Origin of the sequence: Cronobacter sp. HA18003, assembly GCF_011605905.1 — a bacterium.
GTDB classification, from domain to species: Bacteria; Pseudomonadota; Gammaproteobacteria; order Enterobacterales; family Enterobacteriaceae; genus Cronobacter; species Cronobacter sakazakii.
This window is the reverse complement of record NZ_JAANQO010000011.1, coordinates 861,166-882,789: the sequence shown is the minus strand read 5'-3', so window position 1 is coordinate 882,789 and position 21,624 is coordinate 861,166. Positions and strand designations below refer to the sequence as shown.

General features: G+C 56.6%; 19 protein-coding genes and 2 pseudogenes. 8 read left to right on the top strand and 13 right to left on the bottom strand.

The window, feature by feature from the left end:
- Positions 1-65: 65 nt before the first annotated feature.
- The 6 genes from G6041_RS05250 to sad all read right to left on the bottom strand — a co-directional run bounded on the left by G6041_RS05250 (position 66) and on the right by sad (position 7,426).
- Positions 66-1,058, bottom strand: a complete 993-nt coding sequence (locus tag G6041_RS05250; RefSeq protein WP_032989520.1) for a sensor domain-containing diguanylate cyclase — start codon at positions 1,056-1,058, stop codon at positions 66-68.
- Positions 1,059-1,280: 222 nt separating this feature from the next.
- Positions 1,281-2,723 carry a GGDEF domain-containing protein gene (locus G6041_RS05245; protein WP_084999283.1) on the bottom strand — a complete coding sequence of 481 codons (1,443 nt, stop codon included), beginning with the start codon at positions 2,721-2,723 and terminating at the stop codon, positions 1,281-1,283.
- Positions 2,724-2,851: 128 nt separating this feature from the next.
- On the bottom strand, positions 2,852-3,199 hold the full coding sequence (locus G6041_RS05240; RefSeq protein ID WP_012124763.1) for a DUF4186 domain-containing protein: 348 nt from the start codon (positions 3,197-3,199) through the stop codon (positions 2,852-2,854).
- 9 nt (positions 3,200-3,208) lie between these two features.
- A complete protein-coding gene (glsB, locus tag G6041_RS05235; protein ID WP_007867877.1) occupies positions 3,209-4,135 on the bottom strand; it encodes a glutaminase B in 927 nt (308 codons plus the stop codon).
- Between the two features lie 51 nt (positions 4,136-4,186).
- Positions 4,187-5,776, bottom strand: coding sequence for a Tar ligand binding domain-containing protein (locus tag G6041_RS05230; protein ID WP_012124762.1), 1,590 nt, complete (start codon positions 5,774-5,776; stop codon positions 4,187-4,189).
- Positions 5,777-6,037: 261 nt separating this feature from the next.
- The gene (sad, locus tag G6041_RS05225) at positions 6,038-7,426 is read right to left on the bottom strand and encodes a succinate-semialdehyde dehydrogenase (protein ID WP_012124761.1); all 1,389 of its coding nucleotides are present in this window, start codon (positions 7,424-7,426) and stop codon (positions 6,038-6,040) included.
- 141 nt (positions 7,427-7,567) lie between these two features.
- Between sad and ptrR the strand changes: the two genes are divergently transcribed.
- The gene (ptrR, locus tag G6041_RS05220; protein ID WP_012124759.1) at positions 7,568-8,440 is read left to right on the top strand and encodes a putrescine utilization regulator PtrR; all 873 of its coding nucleotides are present in this window, start codon (positions 7,568-7,570) and stop codon (positions 8,438-8,440) included.
- On the opposite strand, the gene G6041_RS05215 is transcribed toward ptrR, so the two are convergent.
- Complete coding sequence (locus G6041_RS05215; protein ID WP_012124758.1) at positions 8,400-8,873, bottom strand: GNAT family N-acetyltransferase; 474 nt, start codon at positions 8,871-8,873, stop codon at positions 8,400-8,402. The two genes, ptrR and G6041_RS05215, sit on opposite strands and share 41 nt — an antisense overlap.
- A 169-nt stretch (positions 8,874-9,042) precedes the next feature.
- On the opposite strand from G6041_RS05215, the gene G6041_RS05210 reads away from it, so the two are divergent.
- Positions 9,043-9,987 (top strand): L-lactate dehydrogenase, encoded by a 945-nt coding sequence (locus G6041_RS05210; RefSeq protein ID WP_032969896.1) that lies wholly within the window; start codon positions 9,043-9,045, stop codon positions 9,985-9,987.
- A 35-nt stretch (positions 9,988-10,022) separates the two neighbouring features.
- Here G6041_RS05210 and G6041_RS05205 read toward each other — a convergent pair whose 3' ends face one another.
- The gene (locus G6041_RS05205) at positions 10,023-10,820 is read right to left on the bottom strand and encodes a PhzF family phenazine biosynthesis protein (protein ID WP_012124756.1); all 798 of its coding nucleotides are present in this window, start codon (positions 10,818-10,820) and stop codon (positions 10,023-10,025) included.
- A 209-nt stretch (positions 10,821-11,029) separates the two neighbouring features.
- Here G6041_RS05205 and G6041_RS05200 point away from each other — a divergent pair, with 209 nt between their 5' ends.
- The 4 genes from G6041_RS05200 (at position 11,030) to marB (ending at position 13,586) form a co-directional block, all read left to right on the top strand.
- Positions 11,030-12,229, top strand: coding sequence for a sugar transporter (locus G6041_RS05200; protein ID WP_004384920.1), 1,200 nt, complete (start codon positions 11,030-11,032; stop codon positions 12,227-12,229).
- A 246-nt stretch (positions 12,230-12,475) separates the two neighbouring features.
- A complete protein-coding gene (gene marR / locus G6041_RS05195; protein ID WP_004384919.1) occupies positions 12,476-12,910 on the top strand; it encodes a multiple antibiotic resistance transcriptional regulator MarR in 435 nt (144 codons plus the stop codon).
- 18 nt (positions 12,911-12,928) lie between these two features.
- On the top strand, positions 12,929-13,303 hold the full coding sequence (gene marA, locus G6041_RS05190) for an MDR efflux pump AcrAB transcriptional activator MarA (RefSeq protein ID WP_004384918.1): 375 nt from the start codon (positions 12,929-12,931) through the stop codon (positions 13,301-13,303).
- Positions 13,304-13,373: 70 nt separating this feature from the next.
- Positions 13,374-13,586, top strand: coding sequence for a multiple antibiotic resistance protein MarB (gene marB, locus G6041_RS05185; RefSeq protein ID WP_004384917.1), 213 nt, complete (start codon positions 13,374-13,376; stop codon positions 13,584-13,586).
- A 25-nt stretch (positions 13,587-13,611) separates the two neighbouring features.
- Here marB and eamA read toward each other — a convergent pair whose 3' ends face one another.
- Entirely contained in the window at positions 13,612-14,508 is an 897-nt protein-coding gene (gene eamA, locus G6041_RS05180; RefSeq protein WP_007775200.1) for an O-acetylserine/cysteine exporter, read from the bottom strand.
- A gap of 207 nt (positions 14,509-14,715) precedes the next feature.
- Between eamA and ydeE the strand changes: the two genes are divergently transcribed.
- On the top strand, positions 14,716-15,909 hold the full coding sequence (ydeE, locus tag G6041_RS05175) for an efflux MFS transporter YdeE (RefSeq protein WP_012124753.1): 1,194 nt from the start codon (positions 14,716-14,718) through the stop codon (positions 15,907-15,909).
- Between the two features lie 794 nt (positions 15,910-16,703).
- A pseudogene (locus tag G6041_RS21660) lies at positions 16,704-17,102 on the top strand (IS4 family transposase); the annotation flags it as partial.
- 629 nt (positions 17,103-17,731) lie between these two features.
- Here the strand turns inward: G6041_RS21660 and G6041_RS05165 are convergent.
- The 4 genes and pseudogenes from G6041_RS05165 to terC all read right to left on the bottom strand — a co-directional run bounded on the left by G6041_RS05165 (position 17,732) and on the right by terC (position 21,609).
- Positions 17,732-18,972: pseudogene (locus tag G6041_RS05165) on the bottom strand (vWA domain-containing protein).
- Between the two features lie 324 nt (positions 18,973-19,296).
- Positions 19,297-19,872: a TerD family protein gene (locus G6041_RS05160; RefSeq protein ID WP_041460502.1), complete on the bottom strand. Its 576-nt coding sequence runs from the start codon at positions 19,870-19,872 to the stop codon at positions 19,297-19,299.
- 69 nt (positions 19,873-19,941) lie between these two features.
- Positions 19,942-20,520, bottom strand: a complete 579-nt coding sequence (gene terD / locus G6041_RS05155; RefSeq protein ID WP_041460501.1) for a tellurium resistance membrane protein TerD — start codon at positions 20,518-20,520, stop codon at positions 19,942-19,944.
- 48 nt (positions 20,521-20,568) lie between these two features.
- Positions 20,569-21,609: a tellurium resistance membrane protein TerC gene (terC, locus tag G6041_RS05150; RefSeq protein WP_012124747.1), complete on the bottom strand. Its 1,041-nt coding sequence runs from the start codon at positions 21,607-21,609 to the stop codon at positions 20,569-20,571.
- Positions 21,610-21,624 lie beyond the last annotated feature (15 nt).

Genomic DNA, 21,624 nt, shown 5'->3' with positions numbered 1-21,624 from the left:
CAACCTGTAAGCACTGTTTAATTGAAGCATAGCGTATCCGGCATCAGGCAAAGAGACCGCCGCCGTCAAAGCGCGTAAATACGATTTTTACCTTCGCGCTTGGCGCTGTAAAGCGCCTCGTCTGCGGCTTTTAACCACTGCGACGCTTCGCGCATCTCCGCCGTGGCGCGCGCGATGCCGATACTGAGCGTGCAGCGCAGCGCAGGCTTCGGGAAAACGTCCATCTGCGCGGTCTGCGCCATGATGCGATCGGCCACCGCACAGGCGCGCCCGAATGACGTATCGGGCAACAACACCACAAACTCGTCGCCGCCAAAGCGCGCCACGGTATCGCCGCCGCGCGTCGCCGCGCGCAGGATGTCAGAAAAGGTGACCAGCAACTGATCCCCTGCCTCGTGCCCGTAGCGATCGTTCGCAGCTTTAAAATCATCAATATCGATAAACATCAGCGCCGCAGGCTGTTCGCTTTGGTGAAAGCGCTGCAGCGCCGCGTCGATATCATGCTCAAGCCTGCGCCGGTTGGCGATATTGAGTAGCGGATCGGTGTTAGCGAAGCGTTCCAGCTCGCGGGTTTTCTCTCGCAGCCGCGCTGAGAGCGCGTGGCTCACCATACTGAGCGCCAGCACATAGACGGAGATGAGCGGCAGCGTGGCGTAAAGCGTGCGGGATGAGACCGACAGCGTGACTGGCAGACCCAGCGCCATCCACGTTGCCCCGAACATGAGCGCCATGACGCCCGCCGCCTGACGCATCAGCGGGAAACCGCCTGCGGCGAGCCGGTCAGCGAGCAAAATGGTGGCGATCGTCACTGAGGTCAGGGGTGAAAGCGCCGTTTGCGCTATCCAGAAGCCGCCCGCCGCCGCGTCAGCCAGCAGGTTTTGCAGTTCGGTACGCGCAGGATGAGGGCTGCGGCGCGCGCGATAACGCGCGGCAACCGGCCAGAGAAACGCATTCGCGGCCAGCAGCGCCTGCGTCCATAACGGGCGGTGGAGTTCCAGTAATAAGGCGAACAGCGGAATAAAGCAGAGGGTGGTACCCAGCTGGCGCATAAAAAACATGCGCCTGACGAACCTGAGCGCGGAGGAATGCTGATGACGGTTTAGCTGCTCAGATGCGCTCTTCATACCAGTATCCGGTGACGAAACCCCGCCATCTTAGTAACCCCGGATCCTGGCGGCAAGTACTTTAAAGCGCTGACAGAAACAATTACTTCGTTTCCGAAAAGAAACGGCAGTTCAATATCTTATTCACGTGACGCTGTCACGAGCATTTGCGTCACGTTATGAGAGATGCTGCGCCAGGCGGAGCGTGGGTTGATGTTCATCATCTACCGACGTGCGGTTGCGCCCCTGTCGTTTGGACTGATACAGCAGCGTGTCCGCCTCACGCATCAGCCGGGTGAACGCGTCGCTCACCCGCTCACGCGGTGCGGCGTCATAGCCAAGCCCGATACTGATGCTAAAAGAGACGCTTTTCCCTTCGCACACCACCGGTTGACCCGCCACCTGCTGGCGAATCGTTTCGGCCAGATGACACGCGCGGTCAAGCGTGATATTCGGGCAGACCACCACGAACTCCTCACCGCCCATTCGCGCCACGCGCCCGGCCTCGCCCGTTATCTCTCGCAGTTTTTGGCCAAACACCGCCAGCACCGCGTCGCCGCACTCATGCCCGTAGTTATCGTTAATACTTTTGAAGTGGTCGAGATCCATCAGCATCGCGCACAGCGGCCGACCGGCGAGCGCCGGATTGGCGTCGTCGCGCGCCAGCGCCTCAAAAAGCCCGGAGCGTGAATACACGCCGGTGAGATGATCATAATTGGCGCGCCGGGAAATCTGCGCCAGCAGCGAGTTAATCGCACTGACACTCACCGCCACAATCGCCGGGCAGATGGCGATGGTCGCGACACCAAGACGCGTCGAGAACATCTGGCTGCCGACCGAGAGCTTCGCGGAGCTGATTTCAATGATCCCGGCGCTGACCAGAATAATTTGCAGCACACCGGTGCAGAGCGTTAAGAAACAGGTCACGTTCAGCGGATAGCGCACCGCGCACCAGATAAGCGCCGCGACGGGAAACGCCAGGCAGCCCGCGCCGCCGATGACCACCGAGGCCGCAAGCGACGCCACCAGCGCCAGAAACGGCCACAGCGCCTCCGGTTTTATGCGCGAAGGCCAGGACGGGCGCGTAAGCGTCAAAATCCACGGCATCAGCAGCACGCCCGTCGAAAACTGCTCGCTGAACCAGTCGCACAACAGCGGCAGAAAGCCCTGCGCGTTGATGCCGAGGCTGCCCGTCGCGCCGAAAAAAGCGCACAGCAGCGCCGCCACCAGACAGTAGTTAAAGAGCCGTAGCGCGTTTACCGGACGGGCGAGCGCAGGCCCGCGACGTTTATCGCGCACCAGCAGCAGCGCCACGGTCACGATAAACACCATATTGGAGAAGTTAATCAGCAGCGAGGCCGCGCCCCACGTGGTGGTCATCGCGTCATAAGCGAGCATCGCCACATAGCAGATGGCGTAGTAACCAGGGCGGTTCAGGAATGGATAGCGCGCAAACACCGCCGCCATCACCGCATTCAGCGGCCAGAACAGCGACAAGGGCTCAACCAGACGCATCATCGCGCCCAGAAAATAAAACAGGGTGGTCAGAAGAAAAAGAAGGGATGCGTTGAGCAACATTTTTTCTTCACGAAAACCAGTCAGCTTCGCCTGGTTAAACATAGTGTATCGCTTACGGCTGCGGGCGACAGAAAGACGGCGCCGGGATAACGGAATGGCAATAAGCTTAACACGTTTTAAACACAAATCGGCGGGTGTTTACGCGTGTCAGCGCAAAATCGCGCCGCCGCTCAGCGGTTCATCTCCTGTACCAGCCAGCGGTGGATCACGGCAACGATATAGGCCTGTTGTGCGGCGCTGAGCGCCACACCCGCCGGGATATGATGCCACTTCGCCAGACACCCGCGACAACAGGTGGCGGTGGCGTGCTGGGCGATAAACACCGGGTGCCCGCGCATCGGCGTCTGCTTACCATCATTCGCGGGCTCAGCGGGTGCCAGCCGTCTGGCGATAAAGTCCGCGGCGTGCTGGTCAATCACCTCCGGGCCTTTATCGATGCAATACTGCCGCTCTTTCGCGCCGAGGTGGAAACGGCGGCGAAAGGCGGAACGGTTCAGGCGCGCGAACAGCGCATCCATAAGGCCTCCTCAGAAAATGGAACGGCCAATCTCGCGGGCAAGAATTTCCAGCGCCGCGATGCCGGCGAGCGAGTTTCCGGCGTGATCGAGCGCCGGGCTCCAGACCGCGATAGACATCTCATGCGGCACAACGGCGATAATCCCGCCGCCGACACCCGATTTCCCCGGCATTCCCACGCGCCAGGCGAATTCGCCGGAGCTTTCATACATGCCGCTGGTCGCCATCAGCGCGTTAACCTGTCGCGCCTGCACCGGGCTGATTACCGGCGTGTCCAGATGCGGTGCCCTTCCCTGATTCGCCAGAAACAGAAAGGCGCGCGCCAGCTCCGCGCAGCTCATCTTCAGCGCGCAGTAGTGAAAATAGTTCTGCAACACGGTGATGACGTCGTTGTGGAAATTGCCGAAGGATTTCATCAGATAGGCGATAGCGGCATTGCGGGCCGAATGTTCAAACTCGGAGCGCGCCACGGCGGTGTCATAGATGATATCCGGCGCGCCGCAGAGGTTACGCACCACTTCCAGCATCCGCTGTTTCGGCGCGCTTAAGCGGCTTTGCAGCATATCGCAGACCACCAGCGCGCCCGCATTAATGAACGGGTTACGCGGTTTGCCCTGCTCCAGCTCCAGCTGTACCAGCGAGTTAAAGGGTTGCCCGGAGGGATCTTTCCCGACGCGCTCCCAGATCTCGTCGTCATCATAACGGCCCATCGCCAGCACCAGGCTCAGCACCTTGGAGATAGACTGAATGGAGAAGCGCTCATCGGCGTCGCCTGCGGCAAAACACTCGCCGCCGACCGTACAGACGGCGATGCCAAGCCGGTCGGCGGGCACATCCGCCAGCGCGGGTATATAGTCCGCCACCTTGCCCTGTGCAGCGAGCGGGCGCACCTGTTCGAGAATTGAAGCCAGTAATTCGTTATTAAGCGTGTGGGTCACCAGAGACTCCCGGCGCGAAGGACGATCGTTCGGGCCGGGAGTATAGCAATCTCAGGCGGAAAGACGAAAGCGCGAGACGGCTTCCGTGAGCCTGCGCGATTCATCACGCAGGCGCAGCGATGCCTGGGTGGTGTGCTGCACCAGCGTCCCGGTCTCGCCCGCCACCTGGTTGAGCGCGCCGATGCGCTGCGTTACCTGATGAATGCTGTCGCCCTGATTGACGGTCGCCACGGCGATTTCGCCAAGCAACCCCGTCAGATGGCTCACCAGCGCCATCACCCGCCCCAGATTCTCTTCAAGCTTCGATACCGCCTGCGAGCCTTTCTCGATTCCCTGCAACGAGTGATGGATAAGTTCCTGAATGGTCTGCGTCGAATGGCTGCTCTTACGCGCCAGCAGCCCGACCTCTTTTGCCACCACGGCGAAACCGCGGCCGTGATTCCCGGCGTGAGCCGCTTCAATGGCGGCATTAAGCGCGAGAATATTGGTCTGGAACGCGACGCTTTCGATCATCGCCACGATCCCGCGCATCTCCGAGGAACGCGAGACAATATCCTGCATCGAGTGGTTCACCGTCACCATCATTTCATCGCCGCCTGCGGCCACCCCCCGCGCTTCATCGGCGCGGGCATTCGCCACGCGGGCGTACTCGCTGTTCTCTTCCACGTGCGCTTCCAGCGTTTCGATATGCTCGGTGACTTTTCGCAACTCTTCCGCTTGCAGTGCCGACTGACTGAAAAGCTGCTCGTTGCCCGCCGCCAGCTCGCCGATATTGGCAACCATCGCGGACGTCGCCTCGCGGACCTCGTTAACCAGCCGTTGCAGCCCGCCCTGCATCTGGCCGATGCTCTGGCTCAGCTCCGCCATCTCGCGGTTAACCAGCTTATCTGACGGCAGCGGCGTGCCAAGATCGCCTGCTGCCAGCCGGTTGATATGGGTGATAAGCCTTCTTAGCGGGCGGATCACCCACACCGCCATACTGCGCCACACCAGCAGCGCGATGGCGAGCAGCACGCCGAGCGCCATAATAAATAGCCGCTGCGCCTGCTCAAGACCGCCCAGCAGCTCGCGGCTGTCGCGGTCCGCCCGCTGCGCGTTGGCGCTTTGATAGCGGGCGAAGTTGTCGTTGAAATCGGCCTGGAACGCCTGCACCGGCACCGCGAAAAACGCGTCAATGCTGTTAGTGCTGACAAGGCCGTCCGCCTGCTCTTTCAGCGCGCCATAAAAATTTTCATAGCTCGCCTTTAAGGGATCATCTTTCGCCCGGTTAAGTTTGCCGTAGCGCTCAAACGCCGCATGGGAGCGTTTCAGCGCTGCCTGCGCCTCATCCATCAGGCTGTTCCAGCTCCCCACCGAGCCGGTTTCTTTATCCTGCATAAAGTAGATGCCTGCACGGTTCAGCAAGTCACTTGCCATCAGGAGCGTGACGCGGGCGTCATCCATCGCCGCCTGCTGCTGGCGCTGCGCCTCGCGGTGCTGGACCTGCTGCTGCGTGTCGCCAAGCAGCGATGAGAGCATCAGTGTGGAGAGAATTTGCAGTGCGGAGAAGAGCGTAATAACACACAGAATACCGGCCATCAGCCCGAAGCGAGTGCGCGGCACGACGCGCCGGATGGCGCGGGAAATTTTAGTTAGGTTCATGTTTTTCTTCGTTAAACAGCGAAAACCTCCGCGAGTCTACAAAGCAAAAATGACAGAACCATGTCACGGATATGACAAAGGGCCGCATGAGCGGCCCCTTACTCCCAGGGCGGGTAAGCGAAATGCACCCGCCAGCAGGCTGAACCACTGCCACCGTAGGGCGGGTAAGCTCCCAGGGCGGGTAAGCAAAGCGCACCCGCCGATAAAACCAAACAACTTGTTCGCGGCCCGGCGGGATAACGCGTTTATTCACCGCATCACTTAGCGGCGGTTTTTCCACACGGTCTGGATATTACAGAACTCATGCAGGCCAAAGTGCGACAGCTCGCGGCCAAAACCGCTCTTCTTCACGCCGCCAAACGCCACGCGGGCGTCACTTGCGCAGTAGCCGTTAATAAAGACGCCGCCGCACTCCAGACGCGCCGCGAAATCCTCCGCGCGGGCATCATCGGCGGTCCAGACGGTCGCGCACAGGCCAAATTCGCTCTCGTTCGCCAGCTCCAGCGCCTGTTCGGCGTCGCGCGCCACGCTAATGGCTGCCACCGGCCCGAACAGCTCCTGGCGAAACGCGGTCATCTCGCGCGTCACGTTGCCAAGCACCGTCGGCGCGTAGAAATTCGCCGCACCGGCTACCTTCTCGCCACCCAGCAGCAGCGTCGCGCCTTCGCTGAGCGTCGCCGTCACCTGCGCATGCAGCTCGTCACGCAGATCAAAACGCGCCATCGGGCCCAGGAACGTGGTTTCGTCGGTCGGCGCGCCCATTTTCAGCTGCTGCGTGGCGGCCACGAATTTTTCGGTAAAGGCATCGGCGATGCTGGCTTCGACGATAAAACGCTTGGAGGCAGCGCACACCTGCCCGGTGTTCTGGTAGCGCCCCGCCACCGCCGCTTTCACGGCCTCGTCGAGATCGGCGTCCGCCAGCACGATGAACGGATCGGAACCGCCCAGCTCCAGCACGCATTTTTTCAGCGCCGCGCCCGCCTGCGCGCCGATTGCGGCACCCGCACGCACGCTGCCGGTGACGGTAACGGCGGCGATACGCGGATCGTTAATCGCCTGGCTCACCCCGTCGTTGGTGGCGTTAATCACCTCGAACACGCCGGCCGGCACGCCCGCGTCTTCAAAAATCTCATTAATCAGCAGCGCGCAGCCCATCACGTTCGGCGCATGCTTAAGCAGATAAGTGTTGCCCGCCAGCAGGATCGGTACCGCGCCGCGCATCACCTGCCACAGCGGGAAGTTCCACGGCATAACGGCCAGGATCGGTCCGAGCGGACGGTATTCAATCACCGCCTGCTGGTTTTCCACCAGCGTCGGCTCCGTCGCGAGCATCGCCGGGCCATGTTCGGCGTACCAGTCGCAGAGCGCGGCGGATTTCGCCACTTCGCCGCGCGCCTGAAGGATCGGCTTGCCCATCTCGGCGGTGATCATCTGCGCCAGCTCTTCGCTGCGTGCGCGCAGTGCATTGCCGATGTTACGCAGCGTCTGCGCGCGTTCATCAATACGGCTGGCGCGCCAGCGGCGAAAGCCTTCGCTTACGCGGGTAATAGCCAGCTCGACCTGTTCAGCGCTTGCCAGCGGGTACGCCGCCAGGGTTTCGCCGGTGGCCGGATTTACGGAAATCGCATGGGTCGCAGGGGAAATGCTCATCAATGGCCTCTCTCTTATAGGTTGTTATCGGTGACGCTTTTTTACACAAAACACGTCAAAACTTCTGGCATAGCCTGGCCTGCTCTGGTATTTCTGAAAAGTGAATAATATTGACGATTCCATTCACCCGGAGAGAATGCGATGGATTTAACCCAGCTTGAGATGTTTAACGCCGTGGCCGAAACCGGCAGCATCACGGCCGCCGCCCAGCGCGTTCACCGGGTGCCGTCTAACCTGACCACCCGCATCCGCCAGCTTGAAGAAGATCTGGGCGTAGATCTGTTTATCCGCGAGAACCAGCGTCTGAAGCTCGCCCCCGCCGGGCACAGTTTTCTTGACTACAGCAAGCGCATTCTGGCGCTGGTGCAGGAGGCGCGCGAGGTGGTCTCCGGCGACGAGCCGCAGGGGATTTTCTCGCTCGGATCGCTTGAGAGCACCGCGGCGGTGCGCATTCCCGCTGTGCTGGCCGCCTTTAACCAGCGCTATCCGAAAATTCAGTTCGATCTGGCGACCGGCCCGTCCGGTACCATGATTGACGGCGTGCTGGCGGGCGAACTGAGCGCGGCGTTTGTCGACGGCCCGGTGTTGCACCCGAATCTCGAAGGTATGCCGGTCTATCAGGAAGAGATGATGCTGGTGGCGCACGCGAACCACCCTGAGGTTACGCGCGCGCAGGAGATTAACGGCGCGAGCATTTACGCCTTTCGCGCGAACTGCTCCTACCGGCGGCATTTCGAAAGCTGGTTTAAAGAAGATCAGGCGATGCCGGGCAAAATCCACGAAATGGAGTCTTACCACGGCATGCTGGCGTGCGTGGTGGCGGGTGCCGGTGTGGCGATGATCCCGCGCAGTATGCTGGAGAGTATGCCAGGCAGCCATCAGGTGCAGGCGTGGCCGCTGGCCGATAAATGGCGCTATATCGATACCTGGCTTATCTGGCGGCGCGGTGCGAAAACCCGTCAGCTCGACGCCTTTACAGAACTGCTGCCGTGTCCGACACCCGCTTTCGCATAAACACACTCAGCGGATCGGGCTGATAAGGCGCAAACGGTGCGGTGTGCGTATAGCCGCAGCGCTCATAGAGCTTCACCGCCGCATGCTGGTGAATGCCGGTTTCCAGTTGCAGCGTGTGGCAGCCGCGTGAGCGCGCGGCGGCTTCCAGCGCTGCCATCAGTGTTTCACCGAGCCGCTGCCCGCGGTGGCGCGCATCGATATACACCCGCTTGATTTCTCCAGAGCCGTCAGCATTCAGCATCACCGCGCCGCAGCCCACCGCCTCGCCCTGATGGCGGATCACCATAAAAATCATCTCATCTTCGGGGATATCGGCGAGATCAACCAGATGGTTGCTCTCTGCCGGGTACAGTGTGCTCTGGTACGCGTCCAGGGCGGCAATCAGCGCCCGGCTTTCAGCGCTGCCTGGCGCTTCGGCGGTTATCGGGTACATAGCGGCTCCTTGTTTGTTTTTATTAGCTTTACCGGTTGCGCGCGCCGCCGACAACCCGCCGGTCAGACGATTGTCTTATGATGCGCGTTTTAATACGCAAAGGGGATTTCCTGGCAGCGGGTTGTACAGGTACTCTGTGCGGCGAAATGGGTTAACAAGGAATGACGCCATGAATAACAGAGCACGAAAAGTGATGATTATCGGTGCGGGCAACGTGGGCACCGCCGCCGCCTGGGCCTTACTCAACCAGAATATCGGCGAGGAGCTGATTCTGGTTGATCTCGATGCCGCGCGCGTCGAAGGGCACTGCCAGGACTTGCGCGACGCCGCCGCGTATATGCCGGGGATGATTAAAATCTCCACCCGCCAGGCGCAGGAGTGCGCGGATGTCGATATCGCGGTGATCACCGTTTCCGGCGGCGCGCTGAAGCCCGGCCAGACGCGCCTTGACGAGCTGACCAACACCGCGCGCATCGTCGGCCAGATAGTCCCACAGATGATGGCGGGCGGCTTTAATGGCATTTTCCTCGTCGCCACCAACCCGTGCGATATCATCACCTGGCAGGTGTGGAAGCTCTCCGGCCTGCCGCGCAACCAGGTAATCGGCACTGGCGTCTGGCTCGACACCACCCGCCTGCGCCGCTCGCTTGCCGAAGCGCTGGAGATCGGCCCGCAAAGCATCGACGCCTTTATTCTGGGTGAACATGGCGACACCCAGTTCCCGGTCTGGTCGCACTCTTCCGTGTATGGCTCGCCGGTCGCGCAGGTTTACGAGCGCAAAACGGGTACGCCGCTGGATACCGCGGCGCTTGCCGAGCGCGTGCGAAGGCTGGGCTTTGAGATTTACGCCCGCAAAGGCTGTACGGAATATGGCATCGCGGGCACTATCGCGGAGATCTGCCGCAATATCTTCACCGGCAGCCACCGGGCGCTGGCGGTATCGTGCATTCTTGACGGCGAATATGGCGTCGACAACGTGGCGATAGGCGTTCCGGCGGTACTGGCGCAAAACGGCGTACAGCAGATTATCGAACTGCAGCTGGAAGGCGAGGAGCAGGCGAAGTTTCAGCATTCGGTCGCGGTGATTAAAGAGAATATCGCCCGCCTGCCCTGAAGATGAAAACGGCGCCCGCTACGGGCGCCGAAGCATCAGCGCAGCAATACCTGGCCGATAAGATACGTTACCGCCTGGCCGCCAATCAGCACGCGATCGCCCTGCCATTCACAACGTAAATCCCCGCCCCGCGCCGAGACCTGACGCGCCATCATCGCGGTCTTGCCAAGCTTCTCACCCCAGAACGGGATCAGCATACTGTGCGCGGAACCGGTCACCGGATCTTCCGGCACGCCCTCTCCGGGGCAGAAAAAGCGGCTGACGAAATCGTACGGGCCGCCGGGTGTGCCGGGCGCGGTGACGCAGACCTGTTTGCCGAGCGGTATCAGCGCGTCAATATCCGGGGTCAGCGCCTCTACCTGCGCCTGAGTCTGGAGCTCCACCAGATAGTCTCGATACGCCGCCACCGACACCGCGCCGTCAATTCCCAGCGCGCTCAACAGCAGCGCGGGTGTCTCCACCGGCTGCGCCTGCCACGCCGGAAAGTTCAGCGTCAGCCAGTCACCGCGGCGCGTGACGGTCAACTCGCCGACAAAGCGCGTCGAGAAGCGGATTTCGCTGTGCGGCGCATCGAGGTGCTCGAAAATCACGTGCGCGGCGGCGAGCGTCGCGTGGCCGCAAAGGTTAATTTCACCCAGTGTGGTGAACCAGCGCAGTTCGAAGCCGTCGTCAGTGCGCACAAAAAACGCGGTTTCTGACTGGTTATGCTGCCGCGCCATCGAAAGCAGCGTTTCATCCGGCAGCCATTCGCTTAACGGACAGACCGCCGCCGCGTTGCCGCTGAAGGTTTTATCGGCGAACGCGTCCACCATATAAAAATCAACTGATTGCATTGTTATCCCCGCCCTGTTTTTAGTCGTTGCTGTTTTTACACCCTAACACGCGGTCTGTTATCCGGGACGGCAATTGCGTTTCTGCCGCGTCGTTTGTTACATAACGGGTACAAAAGTGAGATTTGCGTCACAAAATGGTTGTATCCCGGCAGGCGAAAGTTTTAATATCGCTCGCTTCTTATTCACTTCTGACCAGCGCGAATCTTTTTATGACGATGAATACAGTCTCTCGCAAAACGGCGTGGCTGCGGGTGGTTACGCTTGCGGTCGCGGCATTTATTTTTAATACCACCGAGTTTGTGCCGGTGGGCCTGCTCTCTGATATCGCCGCGAGTTTCCATATGGAATCCGCGCAGGCGGGCATTATGCTCACCATCTACGCCTGGGTGGTGGCGCTGATGTCGCTGCCGTTTATGCTGCTGACAAGCCAGGTGGAGCGCCGCAAGCTGCTGATTGCGCTGTTTGTGGTGTTCATCGCGAGCCATATGCTGTCGTTTATGGCCTGGAGCTTCGAGGTGCTGGTCATCAGCCGTATCGGCATCGCCTTCGCCCATGCGATTTTCTGGTCGATTACCGCGTCGCTGGCCATTCGCCTCGCCCCGCCGGGCAAACGCGCCCAGGCGCTGAGCCTGATTGCGACCGGCACCGCGCTGGCGTCGGTACTCGGTCTGCCCATCGGGCGCATCGTCGGGCAATATTTCGGCTGGCGCACCACGTTTTTCGCCATCGGCATCGGCGCGCTGATTACGCTCGCCTGCCTTGTGAAACTGCTGCCGAAAATCCCGAGCGAACACTCCGGCTCTCTCGCGAGCCTGCCGGCGCTGTTCCGCCGCCCGGCGTTGCTGTGTATCTACGTGCTGACCGCCGTGGTGGTGACCGCGCACTTCACGGCCTACAGCTATATTGAACCGTTCGTGCAGAACGTCGCGGGCCTGAGCGAAAACTTCGCCACCTTCCTGCTGCTGGTGCTCGGCACCGCGGGCATTATCGGCAGCGTGATTTTCGGCAAGCTCGGCAATCTGCACGCCTCCGGGCTTATCAGTAGCGCCATCGGCGTACTGGTTATCTGCCTGCTGCTGTTGCTGCCTGCCTCGCACAGCGCTGTGAACCTGACTATTCTCAGCGCGTTCTGGGGTATTGCGATTATGCTTATCGGTCTCGGGATGCAGGTGAAAGTGCTGGCGCTGGCCCCGGACGCCACCGATGTGGCGATGTCGCTCTTCTCCGGCATCTTTAACATCGGTATCGGCGCGGGCGCGCTGGTGGGCAACCAGGTGAGCCTGCAACTCTCGATGTCGTCCATCGGTTATATGGGCGCTATTCCGGCGCTGGTCGCGTTTGTCTGGGCGATTGTGATTTTCCGTCGCTGGCCGGTTCAGCTTCCTGAGGAACAACCGCACCACGGTTAATCTTAAGGCCGCCGCTTCAGGCGGCGTTTTTTTATCTTTTTTCTCTGTTTTCACCGCTTAACGTTACGCCTTTCCGCGCTTAACAGGCGAGCGCTATCGCAGCGATAGCCCTTACCTTTCCTTTGATTTTGAAGGATTTTTAACACGTTTTAGCAGATCGTGTGATCGCGAAAATCATTCGGTTGACTTATGTTTGCCTGGGCAATAATATCTCGCGTGACTAATCTACTTGCCTGGGCAACTATGTTGGAAAATAACAGCGATCTGTTTAACGAGATTATTCCTTTAGGACGACTGATTCACCTGGTGAATCAGAAAAAGGATCGCCTGCTCAATGAGTACCTTGCGCCGCTCGATATCACGGCAGCGCAGTTTAAGGTGCTCTGTTCCATTCGCTGTCCTGGCCGCATCACGCCAGGGGAGCTGAAAAAAGTGCTCTCAGTAGATTTAGGTGCTCTGACGCGCATGCTGGATCGTCTGGTATGCAAGGGCTGGGTGGCGCGTCTGCCTAACCCTAACGATAAACGGGGCATCCTGGTTGAGCTCACGGAAGAAGGCGCGGTGCTGTGTGAACAGTGCCACCAGCTGGTAGGACAAAACCTGCATCAAGAATTAACAAAAAACCTGACGGCAGACGAAGTGGCGACCCTCGAATACCTGCTTAAAAGGGTGCTGCCGTAACAGCAAAGAGGTAAGACGATGTCCAGACGCAACAATGATGCCATTACTATTCATAGCATTTTGGACTGGATTGAAGATAACCTGGAATCCCCCCTTTCCCTTGAGAAAGTGTCGGCGCGTTCGGGTTACTCGAAATGGCACCTGCAACGCATGTTCAAAAAAGAGACCGGTCACTCGCTGGGCCAGTATATCCGCAACCGGAAACTGACCGAGATTGCCCTCAAACTCAAAGAGAGCGACGAACCGATTCTTTATCTGGCCGAGCGCTATGGGTTTGAATCCCAGCAGACGCTGACCCGCACGTTTAAGAACTATTTCTCCGTGCCGCCGCATAAATATCGCGTGACGCGGATGCCGGGCGAAGGCAAGTACCTCCACCCGCTGAATCACTGAGTAGTTAAAGAACGCCGACGGCGGCATCCCGCCGTTACACTTCTCCTTCCGGGAGATAACCGAGGAAATTATGAAATCCGTCACGTGCGCCGCTGCGCTGTTGCTGGCGTTGACCTCCGGCTATGCGCTGGCAGGCAGCCCCAAAACTGACGCGTGCGCCGGGGACACCAGCACAATGATGGTGCCGATTGAGCATCATGAATCGCTGGATCTCAGCCATCGCAGCGCAGGCAGCGATAAATCAGACGAACTGGGTGTGCCGTACTACAACCAGTCGCGTTAAAAAAACCGGGCTTTGGCCCGGTTTTTTATGCGCTGCGCACCGCCCGCCGTACCCGCCAGCCAAACACATTGATATACAGCCCCGCCATGACCAGCAGCGCGCCAATAATCTGCAATACCGAGAGCCGCTCATCCAGCAGCAGCGCGGCGCTGGCAAGCCCCACCACCGGCACCAGCAGTGAAAGCGGCGCCACGCGCCAGGTCTCATAACGCCCGAGCAGCGTGCCCCAGATGCCATAACCGAGAATAGTCGCGATAAAGGCCAGATAAACCAGCGACAGCACCGTCACGCTGTCGATATTCACCAGGCTCTGCACCACCGCCTGAGCGCCATCGAACACCAGGCTCGCCGCAAAAAACGGCAGCACCGGGATCAGCGCGCTCCACACCACCAGCGACATCACCGCAGGCGGCGTCGGCAGCTGCATGATTTTTTTGTTGAAGATATTGCCGCAGGCCCAGCTCAGCGCGGCGGCGAGCGTCAGCATAAAACCGGTCAGCGCCACATGCTGGCCGTTAAGGCTGCCCTCAATCAGTACCAGCATCCCGCCAACGGCGAGCGCAATGCCGGTGAGCTGTTTGGCCTGAAGACGTTCGCGAAAGGCAAACACGCCGAGCACAATGGTGAAAAACGCCTGCGCCTGCAGCACCAGCGAGGCGAGGCCCGCGGGCATGCCGAACTTAATCGCGCTGAAGAGAAACGCGAACTGCCCGAAGCTTATCGTCAGTCCGTAGCCGAGCAGCAGCCGAAACGGCACTTTCGGGCGGGCGACAAACAGCAGCGCGGGAAAGGCGACGAGCAAAAACCGCAGCCCCGCCAGCAGCAGCGGCGGCATGGCGTGTAAACCGACTTTAATTACGACGAAATTCAACCCCCAGGCCAGCACCACCAGCAGCGCCAGCAGCCCGTCTTTACGCGTCATCCCCTGCCCCTGTTATTTATTAAAATTATGTTAATACTTCACCATACCGGAATCTTAAGGTGAGAGACAGATCACTAATTTATGGGGGGAACGTAAAGCACTTCTGAACCCCCGACAGGGTGTACAGCGCCCGGATGGCATGTTATTGCTTTAAAAGAGGCCTGAACAGGCGCTCGCTCCCGCTCACCCGATAAAAAAGATAAGAAAATGTTATCAAAGAAAACGCGTTCCACCGTCGCGCTGCTGGGCTCGTCGTTAATGTTAACCATTGGCCGCGGCGCCACACTGCCGTTTATGGCGATTTATCTCGCGAAGCGTTTCGCGATGTCGGTCGATGAAATTGGCGTCGCGCTAACGAGCGCGATGACCGCAGGCGTTTTTTTCAGCCTGGCGTTTAGCGTGTTCGCCGACCGCTTCGACAAAAAGCGCTATATGCTCATCGCTATCGCCATCTTTGTGGCGGGCTTTGTGGCGATCCCGCTGATGCATAACGCCCTGCTGGTGATCCTCTTTTTCGCCATCATTAACTGCGCGTATTCGGTGTTTTCTACCGTGCTGAAGAGTTATTTCGCCGATACGCTGGGCGTGGCAGCCAAAGCGCGTATTTTCTCGCTTAACTACACCTTTCTGAATATCGGCTGGACGGTGGGCCCGCCCGTGGGCACGCTGCTGATGGTCTATGGTCTCAATATGCCGTTCTGGCTCTCGGCAGTGACCTCTGGCATTACCTTTGTGGTTATCAGTATTTTTGTGCAGCGCGTGGCACCGGCGCATGAGCAGGCCGACGCTCCCTCAGGCCCGCCGCCGCTCTCGCTGCTGTGGCGCGACCAGCGTCTGCTGTGGTTCACCGGCTCGGCGTTTCTCGGCTCGCTGGTGGCCGGCTCCTTTGCCGTTTGTATTTCGCAATATGTCTTAACCTTTTCCGACAGCGCGCTGGCGCAGCAGATTGTCGCGGTGGTGCTGCCGGTCAACGCTGTCCTTGTGGTTTCGCTGCAATACCTGGTAGGCAGAAAACTGCGCGCCGACAACTTAAGCCGCCTGATGCTCTTCGGTACCGTCTGCTTTATTCTCGGCCTCGGCGGCTTTCTGATGTCGGGCACTAATCTCTGGATGTGGGGCGCGGCAGCGGCGGTCTTTACGCTTGGCGAAATCATCTATGCGCCGGGTGAATATATGCTGATCGACAATATTGCCCCGCCGGGCCTGAAAGCCGGTTACTTCTCCGTGCAGTCGCTCGGCTGGCTGGGCGCGGCGTTCAACCCGATGTACAGCGGCTTTGTGCTGACCACGCTGCCGTCATGGTCGCTGTTCGCGTCGCTGATGGTTTTCGCAGCTATGGCGTATCTGATGATGGTAAAAGGCATGCGCGTGAAAGCCGTTGGGGTGATGCAACCGGGCTGAGTGAAGTGCGGGCCGGGGTTAGGTAAAATGCCCCTCAGAGGCTGAGGAGTTCCCAGAAATGTGCGGGTGTGCGGGTGAAAAAGAAAGGCATAGAGTTCTATGATCTACTTATTGCGCCAACAATTTAATGAGATCATCTTTATGCCTGTTCATCGAGTATGCCAGAAGTTTTTTCCGTAATAATCCCATAAATATCGGCAAAATGCCCTGCTAGATGCCACTACTGCAATAGTGAACGGGGTGTCCCTCTCTCTGAGCCGCATCGGATGCTATATGCCCGTCGTCGCTTAGGTTAAAAACAAATGAAACGATTAACAGGCTTCTGGGTAACCGGGCGCTTCACAAAGAATTTCCGGCCATGTTTAGAAATGTCATCGAGATGCTTACACACCAGTTACCCCTGTGTGTTATTGTCGTGGCCTGGAGCGGCTACCCGACTCAGGATTTTCACGTACTCCGGGCCAGTTTTGTCTACGTCGATCATTCATTACCATTACTTAGCCAGATAGTTACACCTATATGCAACAGAATGCGGGTGTACAGGCTGCATTCCTTATTCCTTATCGCACTCAACTTGAGCGCATCAGGGGGGCTGTGCAGCTACGCCGGGATGATCAGGGAGAGCGGTGGGTCAGAAGTGAACAGTTGAAAACCGACAGAGAGCCTTTGGCTCTGTGATCTGACACGCTTGCAAAGGACAGGAAAAGTAATGCGCAAAAACAGATGCTCACACGGAAGGCCTTACAGCGCTAAACAAGAAAATGAGCAACAGCAGGCCTGGCGATTTCCCCTGACTGATATTTACCAGCAGAACTGAATTCGAACTTCGCAGAATAACGAAGTTATACAGCCTTAGAATGCAGATAGTCCACAGATTCTTGGATGATAAAAGCGAACTGTACGATATGAGGTTGCGCTGCAGCTACAGCTGTTCAGCAGAAAGGATGTTGAAACTAAGTCTACTTGCTACATTCAGTACCATCGTTCTATGGATGCTTGGTTATCTTGCTGAAAATAAAGGGTTGCATCTGAGAAATCAGGCAAACAGTATAAAGTCTCGGTGGGCCATATCATACCTGACGTTGGCGAAAAACATTCTCAGACATTTTTCGCTGATTTTAAAATAGCTCAGACCTGATGAAGTCCTTAATCATCTGGCCCAATCATACTGGAATATGGTAATGATTATTTGAAGGAAGATTAGTGGAGATTCCCCAGCCTTTCTGACTGTACTTTCCGGCAGGCCTTTGTCTGGGTTATTATTCGTTATAACTTTTTTTCGGCTTTATTCCTGAAATGTTTGTCCGAACAGTTCTAAATAAACAGGAATGTTGTCATAGCAAAAGTACAAGGGCTCTTTGTGGGATATCGAAAATATGCTGTTGAAAGCGACTGGCTTTTTCAGCAGGAAGAACAACGTTATCGGGCTCGCCAGCGACAATTTGATGAATGGTCCAGGAAATGGATCACTATAACCAGGCACAAAGAGACACGTTTATAGACCAACAGAACCATCAGGCGTTGGTTGGATGAACCTCATCAACAAGGAGAATATAAATTTTTCACCGTTTAAGCGGTTTTGGCTGCTGAAAGGTTAAATGAATTCCAGCGCTGGCTTAAACCTTGCTCTGTTTAACCAAGCCAACAAAGCCAACAGCTATTGAGCAGATTCTTCAGCTATACATTGCAGATACTTAATGCTATCCATATGCTCCTCTCTGCACGATTCATAATCTTCCGACTTTTATCCCGTCCAGTTTGTAAAGGCTCTACAGTATTAAGCCGCTGTAGAGCTCATTCAACCATGCGCAAACTGAGCGTATTATAAGATACCTAACCTTTTTGTTTCATCGACCCACGGTCTGAATTCTTCCAGTAAATTATCATATAACTTTTCATCGCTGATCGAACCGAAATCATCCATGGCAAAAAAGTGGGTGTTATCAACCGGCGGTCTGTAAAGTCATCAAGATTTTTGAGGATACCATAGCTTGAACCTCCCAAACCGACAAACTTCCAGAAGATAGGGTAGTTGGCAGAACGCCGGATTGCATCTTTAATCGCCCGCGTCTTGCTGATCCCGCCATCGGTAATAAATACAACATATACCGGGATTATCGAGTCCTTGAAGTAGTCGACTATTTCTTCCATCACAGGAGGCTCGTTGTTTGTCCCTCCAAGGCCCGGCAGGTTCTCCCAAGCTGAACGCTTACCAGACTCACGAATGGACTTAATATACGTGTCCAGATTGTCCAGAGTGACGTTTGGATACTTCTTATGCTTCTCTCCAAATCCCCAGACATCCATTTCACCGTCGTCGTCGAACTGGGCGGCAAGAACGGCGATGCGGTCCAGCACGGACTGAACGTTACCTTTACTGAACTGGCCACTCATTGAGCCGGATGCGTCAAGTACAAATGCAACCGCTGCCTTAAGGGTGTCCAATTTATTTTTAGTGAGACTGACCGAGGCTTTTTTAGCGAGGCTTACAAGGCGCGGAGATCTGGTTTCCAGTTTCTTTTCCAGACTGATACGAGCAGGTTTCGCTGGCTGCGGAGCTGGCTGTGCAACATCAACGCCATAGCTAATAGCCAGAGGCTCAAGTCCACCGTTGAAACCCTGCCCTAGCGCACGAAGCTTCCAGGCGCCATTGTGCCGATATACTTCACCCAGGATGATTGCTTTCTCACTGCGGCCCTGAGTCTCAGCCTGAAAATCAGCGATACCAGGAGCATGAATGCTCAATAAACTGAGCCCACTAATAGTATCTTCACCATCAATGACAACGGTGACCGCAATTTTACTGACGTTCGCCGGAACACGATCCAGTGCTATCTCAATGCTGGACTGCTGTGAACCGGTAACGAGCTTGACTGCCCCCTCAGGAGAAGACAGATTATTATAAAAGATAAAGTCAGAATCGCCGCTGACCTTTCCCTGAGCGTTAAGCAAGAACAGGCAGGTATCGGGTTCACCTTTAAAGCCGAATTTGGCAGGGTACTGAAGATTCAGCCTGATCGCAGATGGCTGAAGTGGTATGTTTTGTCCGGATTGTAGATTCATATTAACTCTCCTGCTTTTTGATTATTTTTGAAGCGCAGCGTTGATATATCTTCCCCAGGCTTAGTTCTTATGTTCCTGATCCCGTTCCTTCATAAGCCGCAAAAGTAACATATATCTGAGGGGCAATCTGTTGATATAAAGCACTGAACACCGGCTTTAACCAGCAATTAGAGATAAACCCGGGCCCTGCTTAAAAGGCTCACGCCAGAATTAACATTACTCTGCTTTCTGAAAACGCCCGGCTCCTTCCTCTGATTCACCCTCTGATAGCGGATCTTTACCCAAAAAAAACCCCGGCATTGCCGGGGTCAGACTAAGCGTCTTTTAGACGTTGACGCCGTGCTGGGAAGCAAGCGCTGACAGGCCACCGGCAAACCCCTGGCCGACGGCTTTAAACTTCCACTCAGCGCCATGACGATACAGTTCACCGAAGATCATAGCGGTTTCGGTTGAGGCGTCTTCAGACAGATCGAAACGGGCAATTTCCGCGCCGTTGTCGTTGTTGTAAACACGCATGAAGCTGTTGCTCACCATGCCGAAGTTTTGTTTACGGGCTTCTGCATCATAGATGGTAACGGCAAACACCAGTTTTTTAATATCCGCTGAAACTTTGGTCAGATCGATTTTGACCTGCTCATCGTCGCCTTCGCCTTCACCGGTACGGTTGTCGCCCTGGTGCTCCACCGCGCCATCAGGGCTGGTTTTATTATTGAAGAAAATGAAATGGGCATCTGACAACACTTTACCTTCCTCACCTACTGCGAATACGGAAGCGTCCAGGTCAAAAGCCTGACCATCAGTAACACGGGCATCCCAGCCCAGGCCAACCATAGCGACATTCATGGTTGGTGCTTCTTTGGTCAGAGATACGTTGCCACCTTTTACGAGAGAAACTGCCATTTTTAGCTCCTGCAAACAGTTGAATGAGAGCTGCATTAACAGCTCCGGATATGAAAAGTTACTTTTCGATTAGGACGCGTTAATGCCGTACTGAGCACATACCGATGCCAGGCCACCAGCATAACCCTGGCCTACTGCGCGGAATTTCCACTCACCATTGTGTCGATACAGCTCGCCGAACAGCATGGCAGTTTCAGTGGACGCATCTTCGGTCAGATCGTAGCGAGCGACTTCAGTCTGGTTATCGTCATTGACCAAGCGAATAAACGCACCGGATACCTGACCAAAGCTCTGGCGACGAGCCTGAGCATCATGGATAGTGACAACGAAGATGATCTTGTCAACGTCAGACGGGACGGCGTCCAGCTTAATTTTCAGCGATTCATCATCACCATCGCCTTCACCGGTACGGTTATCGCCTGTGTGCGTTACGGAACCGTCGGATGATGACAGGTTGTTATAGAAGATGAAATCTGAATCGCCGCGCACTTTGCCGTTTGCAGCCAACATGAATGCGGAGGCATCCAGGTCAAAGTCCTGACCGTCAGTTGAACGAGCATCCCAGCCAAGGCCGACCAGGACATTTTTCATTGACGGAGCTGCTTTACTCAGAGATACATTCCCGCCTTTGGAAAGAGAAACACTCATAAAATAACCTCTTCGATTAATACTTGTTCAGGTTAACACTTCAGGGGATCAGCTCCCCTTTTCCTCAGATTCAGGTTTTCCCGGGAACATGACGCTTGCGAGAATGCCCAGCGCCAGAACACCCAATACAACATACAGGCTGGTTGTCGCCGTGATGCTGTAACCATGATGCCAGATGTGATCGGTCGCGTTCAGGCCCAGTTTTGCCGCGATGAAGAACAGCAGCACGATAACGGCCTTCTCCAGATGAACCAAGTACTGTTTCAGTGCCTCAAGGACAAAGTACAGAGTACGCAGGCCCAGGATAGCAAACATCATGGCACTATAGACGATAAGCGGTTCACGACTGACGGCAATGATTGCCGGTACCGAGTCAAACGCAAACATAACATCCGAGAGTTCAACCACGGCCACACACAGGAACAGAGGGGTAGCATACAGCGCCGCCTTTTTACCACGGCCAATGGTTACATCGCTGTTTTCTGGTTTCGCCAGTTCGGCATCCACTTCCTTCTGGTTAAGCAGGAAGGCATGACCTCTGAGCTTCGGCCAGATAGGGAAGAAGCGTTTAACCATGCGGTAAGCCAGATGCTGGGAGTAATCCTCAATTTCATCATCGTCATCACCGCTTTTGAGCATCATGATCGCTGTCCAGGCAACGATGATAGCGAAGACGACTTCAACGTAAGGCCCCAAACTCAGCAGGCTCGTACCGATGGCGACAAAGATGCCCCTGAAGATAATGGCACCAATGATCCCCCAGTAGAGAACGCGGTGGCGATAACGATCCGGAACGGCGAACCAGGAGAAGATGGCCATCATGACGAACAGGTTGTCGACCGACAGCACTTTCTCCAGCGCATAACCCGTGACAAACAGACTGGCAACCTCAGCACCGTGGTGGATATAGAGGAAACCGGCAAATGCCATCGCAACCACAACCCAGAATACGGACCAGAGCGCCGCGCTCTTAAGGGAGATTGGCTTGTCATCACGGTGCATAAACAGGTCAATAAAGATGGCACCGACTGAAAGCGCAATAAATACAATGACCGTTTCAGTCGGGAAGCCGAGGTGTGTTGAAACCATATTTTACCCTTAGGG

What these genes read in the sequence shown, in the direction of transcription:
- G6041_RS05205 (WP_012124756.1), bottom strand. Translation starts at nt 10,820, where the DNA reads ATGCAATCAGTTGATTTTTATATGGTGGACGCGTTCGCCGATAAAACC.
- ptrR (WP_012124759.1), top strand. Translation starts at nt 7,568, where the DNA reads ATGGATTTAACCCAGCTTGAGATGTTTAACGCCGTGGCCGAAACCGGC.
- G6041_RS05245 (WP_084999283.1), bottom strand. Translation starts at nt 2,723, where the DNA reads ATGTTTAACCAGGCGAAGCTGACTGGTTTTCGTGAAGAAAAAATGTTG.
- G6041_RS05160 (WP_041460502.1), bottom strand. Translation starts at nt 19,872, where the DNA reads ATGGCAGTTTCTCTCGTAAAAGGTGGCAACGTATCTCTGACCAAAGAA.
- terC (WP_012124747.1), bottom strand. Translation starts at nt 21,609, where the DNA reads ATGGTTTCAACACACCTCGGCTTCCCGACTGAAACGGTCATTGTATTT.
- marA (WP_004384918.1), top strand. Translation starts at nt 12,929, where the DNA reads ATGTCCAGACGCAACAATGATGCCATTACTATTCATAGCATTTTGGAC.
- marB (WP_004384917.1), top strand. Translation starts at nt 13,374, where the DNA reads ATGAAATCCGTCACGTGCGCCGCTGCGCTGTTGCTGGCGTTGACCTCC.
- eamA (WP_007775200.1), bottom strand. Translation starts at nt 14,508, where the DNA reads ATGACGCGTAAAGACGGGCTGCTGGCGCTGCTGGTGGTGCTGGCCTGG.
- G6041_RS05240 (WP_012124763.1), bottom strand. Translation starts at nt 3,199, where the DNA reads ATGGATGCGCTGTTCGCGCGCCTGAACCGTTCCGCCTTTCGCCGCCGT.
- sad (WP_012124761.1), bottom strand. Translation starts at nt 7,426, where the DNA reads ATGAGCATTTCCCCTGCGACCCATGCGATTTCCGTAAATCCGGCCACC.
- G6041_RS05210 (WP_032969896.1), top strand. Translation starts at nt 9,043, where the DNA reads ATGAATAACAGAGCACGAAAAGTGATGATTATCGGTGCGGGCAACGTG.
- G6041_RS05230 (WP_012124762.1), bottom strand. Translation starts at nt 5,776, where the DNA reads ATGAACCTAACTAAAATTTCCCGCGCCATCCGGCGCGTCGTGCCGCGC.
- G6041_RS05250 (WP_032989520.1), bottom strand. Translation starts at nt 1,058, where the DNA reads ATGTTTTTTATGCGCCAGCTGGGTACCACCCTCTGCTTTATTCCGCTG.
- ydeE (WP_012124753.1), top strand. Translation starts at nt 14,716, where the DNA reads ATGTTATCAAAGAAAACGCGTTCCACCGTCGCGCTGCTGGGCTCGTCG.
- G6041_RS05200 (WP_004384920.1), top strand. Translation starts at nt 11,030, where the DNA reads ATGACGATGAATACAGTCTCTCGCAAAACGGCGTGGCTGCGGGTGGTT.
- terD (WP_041460501.1), bottom strand. Translation starts at nt 20,520, where the DNA reads ATGAGTGTTTCTCTTTCCAAAGGCGGGAATGTATCTCTGAGTAAAGCA.
- G6041_RS05215 (WP_012124758.1), bottom strand. Translation starts at nt 8,873, where the DNA reads ATGTACCCGATAACCGCCGAAGCGCCAGGCAGCGCTGAAAGCCGGGCG.